This window comes from Acidovorax sp. LjRoot204 (assembly GCF_056175785.1).
In genome coordinates this window covers 1-2,259 of record NZ_JBGFFF010000300.1, presented here as the reverse complement: position 1 = coordinate 2,259, position 2,259 = coordinate 1, and the positions used below count along the sequence as shown (strand labels likewise).

3 protein-coding genes are annotated in these 2,259 nt (G+C 65.8%); 2 read left to right on the top strand and 1 reads right to left on the bottom strand.

Features of this window, described 5'->3' with window-relative positions; genetic code table 11:
• Nucleotides 1-607, bottom strand: a 607-nt coding sequence (locus AC04MI_RS24740; protein WP_476498991.1) for a TOBE-like domain-containing protein, incomplete at its 3' end; no start/stop codon positions are given.
• Between the two features lie 95 nt (nt 608-702).
• Between AC04MI_RS24740 and modA the strand changes: the two genes are divergently transcribed.
• Nucleotides 703-1,470 (top strand): molybdate ABC transporter substrate-binding protein, encoded by a 768-nt coding sequence (gene modA, locus AC04MI_RS24735; protein ID WP_476498990.1) that lies wholly within the window; start codon nt 703-705, stop codon nt 1,468-1,470.
• Nucleotides 1,471-1,509: 39 nt separating this feature from the next.
• A complete protein-coding gene (modB, locus tag AC04MI_RS24730) occupies nt 1,510-2,193 on the top strand; it encodes a molybdate ABC transporter permease subunit (RefSeq protein WP_476498989.1) in 684 nt (227 codons plus the stop codon).
• Nucleotides 2,194-2,259 lie beyond the last annotated feature (66 nt).

The following is a 2,259-nucleotide window of genomic DNA, read 5'->3' as shown; positions in this document are numbered from 1 at the left end:
GAGCGATGCTACGCACCACCCCGGCCATGGCATTGCCTGCGGGACTGCCAGGGGCAGGGGCCACCTGAACCGCCGTCGCCTTGCACAGCGCCAGCACACCAACCCCTGCCTTCAAACCCAGCAACTGCGCGCTGACCCGCGTGATGGACGCATGCAACGCCTGCCCATCCGCCAGCAGCAGCTGCACACGCACCTGCCCTCCCACGGCCCGCACCTGGCCCACGGTGCAAGGAAACTGGTTGCGCATGCTGGTGCGCAGCGCCAGTGCGGCGCGGCCGGTCGCTGCGTCGTCGTCGCTCTTCAATCGGCCCAGCACCTGCTGGCGTGCATCCGCCAGCGCATGGGCAGCCTGCAGCACCCGCTGTCCGGCTGGCGTGAGTGCCGCCCCACCGCCGCCGGTGCCGCCCACCACCTTCTCCACAAGTGGCACGCCGGCCAGGTTGGTCAGCGTCTCCAGCGCTTGCCAGGCGGCCTTGTAGCTCACGCCCGCGCCCCGCGCCGCCTCGGAAATGGAGCCCACCTCGCCGATGCGGCGCAGGATGTCGATGCGCTTGTCCGTGGCCTCGTGGCCCAGCACCTCGGCCAGTGGCAGTGAAGAATTGCTCATGCGGGCATGTTAACTGGGTGGTACAGACGCTTGAGGCATCGCTGTTCATCAATGGAATAGCGCAGTGGCTGACATGCTACAGTCCCGCTATTCCAATGAAGAATAGCGAGATTGTCGTGAAGCRTTTCCTGTTGTCCGTGGCCGCCTTGTTGGCGATGGCGGTTTCGGCCCAAGCGGGTGAGGTGTCGGTGGCCGTGGYCGCCAACTTCACCGCCCCGATGCAAAAGATTGCCCGCCTGTTCGAGCAGGACACTGGTCACAAAGCCACGCTGGCTTTTGGCTCCACCGGGCGGTTCTATGCGCAGATCAAGAACGGTGCGCCGTTTGACCTGCTGCTGTCCGCCGATGATGAAACCCCGGCCAGGCTCGCCAAGGAAGGCCTGGCGGTCGATGCCAGCCGCTTCACCTACGCCATTGGCAAGCTGGCCCTTTGGAGCAAGCAGCCCAGCCTGGTAGATGCACAGGGCCAGGTGCTCCAATCCGGCACCTTCGAAAAGATCGCGCTGGCCGACCCCAAGCTCGCCCCCTACGGTGCTGCCGCAGTGGAGGTAATGACCCAAATGGGCGTGCTGAACACCCTGCGGCCCAAGTTTGCGCAGGGCGAGAACATTGCCCAGACCCACCAGTTCGTTGCCACCCAGAATGCCCAGCTTGGCTTTGTCGCCCTGTCGCAGGTGATGGCCGATGGCCGCCTGGTGGAGGGCTCGGTGTGGGCCGTCCCTGCAGCGCTCTACACACCGCTGCGCCAGGACGCCGTGCTGCTGACCAAGGGCCAGGGCAACGCCGCAGCGGCGGCATTGCTGCAATACCTAAAGGGCGACAAGGCGCGCGCGGTCATCCGCGGCTTTGGCTACGAGCACTGAGATACTCACACCCCATCCACGCCACCGCCCTTTTCCTTTATGCCTCTGGGCCCTGAAGCACTGCAAGCCATCTGGCTGACCCTGCAGCTTGCCACCCTCACCACCCTCGTGCTGCTGTTGATCGCCACGCCACTGGCCTGGTGGCTGTCGCAAACCGAGTCGTGGTGGAAGGGGCCCGTGGGCGCCTTTGTGACCCTGCCGCTGGTGCTGCCGCCCTCGGTGCTCGGCTTTTACCTGCTGGTTGCCATGGGGCCTGCCGGGCCGCTCGGGCAGTTCACGCAGGCCATGGGCTGGGGCCTGCTGTCGTTCACCTTCACGGGCTTGGTGATTGGGTCGGTGGTGTTCTCGATGCCGTTTGCGGTGCAGCCGCTGCAGCATGCCTTCGAGTCGATGGGCCGCCGCCCGATGGAAGTGGCCGCCACTCTGCGGGCCAGCCCGGTGGATGCGTTTTTCACAGTAGCGTTGCCGCAGGCCCGCACCGGTCTGCTTACCGCAGCTATCCTGAGTTTTGCCCACACGGTGGGCGAGTTTGGCGTGGTGCTGATGATTGGCGGCAACATCCCGGGCAAGACACGGGTGGTCYCCACCCAGATCTACGGCCATGTGGAGGCCATGGAATACGCCCAGGCGCACTGGCTGGCGGGCGGCATGGTGCTGTTCTCGTTCGTGGTGCTGCTGTGCCTGGCGCTGCTCAAGAACCGTGGCTCGCGGGTGCTGCCATGAGTGCGCCCGGAGACCTGCGCATCCGGCTCACTCTGCCGCGTGCCGACTTTGAACTGGCCGTGGACC